At 71.2% G+C, this 3,525-nt stretch carries 4 protein-coding genes; 2 read left to right on the top strand and 2 right to left on the bottom strand.

Annotated elements, in window-relative coordinates:
* Positions 1 to 127 precede the first annotated feature (127 nt).
* A complete protein-coding gene (locus tag ACZ3TI_RS40760) occupies positions 128 to 355 on the bottom strand; it encodes a DUF3263 domain-containing protein (RefSeq protein ID WP_465735613.1) in 228 nt (75 codons plus the stop codon).
* A gap of 102 nt (positions 356 to 457) precedes the next feature.
* Here ACZ3TI_RS40760 and ACZ3TI_RS40755 point away from each other — a divergent pair, with 102 nt between their 5' ends.
* Positions 458 to 853, top strand: a complete 396-nt coding sequence (locus tag ACZ3TI_RS40755; protein WP_465735611.1) for a cupin domain-containing protein — start codon at positions 458 to 460, stop codon at positions 851 to 853.
* Positions 854 to 878: 25 nt separating this feature from the next.
* Here ACZ3TI_RS40755 and ACZ3TI_RS40750 read toward each other — a convergent pair whose 3' ends face one another.
* Positions 879 to 2,159 (bottom strand): extracellular solute-binding protein, encoded by a 1,281-nt coding sequence (locus tag ACZ3TI_RS40750; protein WP_465735609.1) that lies wholly within the window; start codon positions 2,157 to 2,159, stop codon positions 879 to 881.
* A 314-nt stretch (positions 2,160 to 2,473) separates the two neighbouring features.
* Between ACZ3TI_RS40750 and ACZ3TI_RS40745 the strand changes: the two genes are divergently transcribed.
* Positions 2,474 to 3,421 (top strand): ROK family protein, encoded by a 948-nt coding sequence (locus ACZ3TI_RS40745; protein ID WP_465735607.1) that lies wholly within the window; start codon positions 2,474 to 2,476, stop codon positions 3,419 to 3,421.
* The last annotated feature ends 104 nt before the right edge of the window (positions 3,422 to 3,525 follow it).

Genomic DNA, 3,525 nt, shown 5'->3' with positions numbered 1-3,525 from the left:
CACAGCACCGGCAGTCGGAAAATCATCCAGCCCCTCGGAGCGACCACCCCCGGAGCCGCCCCCGGCACCCACCCTCCCGAAAGCCCCCCACCCCCTCCGAGAGCCCCCCAGCACCAACACCCCCCCCTCACCGAGCCCCGCGCCGAGCGTCCCGCACACGCCGCAACCGATTCACCAACACCGGCGCATGCGCCAACGCCTCCTCCCGGTCCAGCAACGCGTTCAACAGCTGGTAGTACCGCGTAGAGGAGAGCCCCAGCTCCTCCCGGATCGCCCGCTCCTTGGCCCCCGCCGTCCGCCACTGCCGCCCCTCCAGCGCCAGCACCGCCCGGTCCCGCTCACTCAGCTCACCCACCGAGCCCACCTCCGTCCACCACTACGGAGTGTCATTCTCCAGCCCGCCCCCGACACACACTGCTCCCCCCGTCACACACCCGCCCCCGCTAACGTCACCCCCATGACCACACCCCTGCCGACCGCACCCACACCCACACCCACACCCACGCCCACGCCCAGCTTCGCCCTGCACATCCCCGCCGCCGACCTCGACCCCGACCCGCTCGACCCGTCCCAGATCGTCTCCGGCACCCCCGAGGTCACCGGCAAGGTCCTCTCCGAGTCCGCCGACGGCCGCCACCTGCGCGGCATCTGGCAGATCACTCCCGGTGTGGTCACCGACGTCGAGGCCGACGAGATGTTCGTGGTCCTCAGCGGCCGGGCCACCATCGAGGTCGAAGGCGGCCCGACCCTGGAGGTCGGCCCCGGTGACTGCGCCGTCCTGCGCGAGGGCGACCGCACCACCTGGACCGTCCACGAGACGCTCCGAAAGGCCTACGCCATCACACTCCCCTGACCACGGCGGTCCGGCGAGGAGACCGCTACTGGCGGACCCGCGCCGCCTCCTTGACCGCCGCGTCCTGCAGCCCCCCGAGCACCTGCTTCGGGTCCCCGGTCACCGCCTGCCCGATCCCCGCCTTGATCCGGTTGCTGACCTCGCCCCAGGCCGGGTCCCCGAACGGGTAGAAGCTCGCATTGGTCAGCCCGACCGCGAACTGCTTGAGGTCCGCGTGCTTCGGGTCCGTCGACATCTGGTTGAACGCGTCCTGGGTGACCGGCAGCAGGTTGTACTGCTCGTCGAACTTCAGCTGGTTGTCCCGGCTGTAGACGAACGACAGGAACTTCTTGATCTCGTTCTTGTGCCCGTTGGCCTTGAACGCCATCATCCAGTCCGCGACCCCGAGGCTCCCGGTCCGCCCCACGCCGTCCTTCTTGGGGATCGGCGCCGTCCCGAAGTCGATGTTCCCGGCGGTCGCCATCCGCAGCAGGGTCGGGTGCCCGTTCAGCATCGCGACCTTCCCGGACGCGAAGTCCTGGAACACCGGCGTGCGGTTCATCTTCCCCGGGTCCGGGTACGTCAGCCCGGTGCTCACGAGGTTGCTCTTGAGCCAGCCGAAGGTCGCCTGGTTCTGGGTGCTGTCGATGGTGTAGTTGCCCACGTCGTCGGAGATGCTCCCGCCGCCGCTCAGCGTCCACAGCATGGACTCGGCCGGCGCCTCCTCCGGCCCCAGCGGAAGCCCGTACGGCGTGACCCCCGGCAGTTTGGCCTTGATCTTCTCCGCGTCCTGCTTCAGCTCGTTCCAGGTGGCGGGCGGCTGCGCGATCCCCGCCTGCCGGAACACCGCCTTGTTGTAGAAGAGCACCCGCGACGAGGACACGAACGGGATCCCGTACTGCTTCCCGAGCACCTGCCCGGCGTGCGTGAAGGTGTCCAGGAAGTTGGTCTGGGTATCCATCGAGAGCACGTCCGACGCCGGGTACAGCCGGTCCGCCGCGACCTGGTCCGCGAAGCCGCCGGTCTGCAGCAGGTCCGGCGACTTGCCGGCCGCGATCATGTCCTCGACCTTCTTGCCGATCTCGGTCCAGCTGTCCACCTCGACGCTGACCTTGATCTTGGGGTTGGCGGCCTCGAAGGCCTTGGCGACGCCGTCCCAGTAGCGCTTGGAACCGGTCTCCGCGTTCTCCCCGTAGTCCGCGGCGACCAGCTTGAGGGTGACGGTCCCGTCGTCCTGCCCGCTGCACCCGCCGACCGCGGTGAGTACCAGTGCTCCGGCCAGCACACTGCCGAGCACACGGGTGGGAACGTGGACGCGCCTGTTCAACGCGGGTACCGCCTTAGGGGGAAGAACTGCCGCCGGAACGAGGGACTCCGGCAGGGGGGACGCGCCACACTGCCAAACCCGCCGACCACTGGTCCACACCACTGACCCGAGCCGCCCCAGTAGTTATCGAAGTGCCCGAGGTCGTTGCACGATGCGCAACACCCGCCCCCGATTCACCCCCGTACGCCCCCGCCGCGCCCCCGCCCCAAAGCGCCGCACACCGCCGCAGCTGCGACAAAGCTCACCCAGTATGGACCAGACCAATCCGACAACTGGACTAGACCTCTTCTGTCCACCAAGGGAAACTGTCCTCCGTGAAGCACGTCATCGCACTCGATGTAGGCGGCACCGGCATGAAGGCCGCGCTGCTCGCCCAGGACGGCTCCGTGCTGTTCGAGGCACGCCGACCGACCGGGCGGGAGCACGGCACGGACGCCGTGGTCACCGCCATCCTCGACTTCGCCGCCGCCCTGGCGGACGAGGGCCGCAGCCGCTTCGGCGTCGCTCCGCTCGCGGCCGGTGTCGCCGTCCCGGGCACGATCGACGAGAAGAACGGCATCGCGGTCTTCTCCGCCAACCTCGGCTGGCGGGAGCTGCCCCTGCGGCGGCTCCTCGGCGAGCGCCTGGCCGGCCCCGACGGCGCCCCGATGCCGGTGGCCCTCGGCCACGACGTGCGTTCGGGCGGCCTGGCCGAGGGCCGGCTCGGTGCCGGTCGGGGCGTCGACCGCTTCCTGTTCATCGCCCTCGGGACCGGCATCGCCGGCGCCATCGGCATCAACGGCCGGATCGAGGCGGGCGCGCACGGCTACGGCGGCGAGATCGGCCACGTCGTGGTCCGCCCGGGCGGCCCGCAGTGCGGCTGCGGCGCCCGCGGCTGCCTGGAGACCCTGGCCTCCGCCTCCGCCGTCTCCCGCGCCTGGGCCGAGGCCAGCGGCGACCCCGACGCCGACGCGGCATCCTGCGCCGCCGCGGTGGACGCCGGGGACGACCGCGCCCTCGCCGTCTGGCAGCGGACCGTCGACGCCCTGGCCGACGGCATCATCCTCGCCCAGAGCCTGCTCGACCCATCGACGGTGATCGTCGGCGGCGGGCTGGCCGAGGCCGGCGACACGCTCTTCACCCCGCTGCGCGCGGCGGTCACCGAGCGTCTGACCTTCCAGATGCTCCCGGAAGTCGTTCCCGCCATGCTCAAAGACACCGCCGCGTCCCTGGGCGCGGGCCTGCTCGCCTGGGACCTGCTCTCCTTGGAGGTGACCGCGTGACCACCGCGGACCGTGACCGTACCGCCCTGGCCGGAGCCCGCCTGGTCCTGCCCGACGGCGTCGTCGCCGAGGGCGGCCGCCTGGCCGTCGAGGGCGACCGGATC

The organism is Kitasatospora sp. NPDC023120 (genome assembly GCF_055560835.1).
This window is presented reverse-complemented; position numbering and strand designations above follow the sequence as displayed.

Coding starts and splice junctions, on each gene's coding strand:
- ACZ3TI_RS40755 (WP_465735611.1), top strand. CDS start 458: ATGACCACACCCCTGCCGACCGCACCCACACCCACACCCACACCCACG.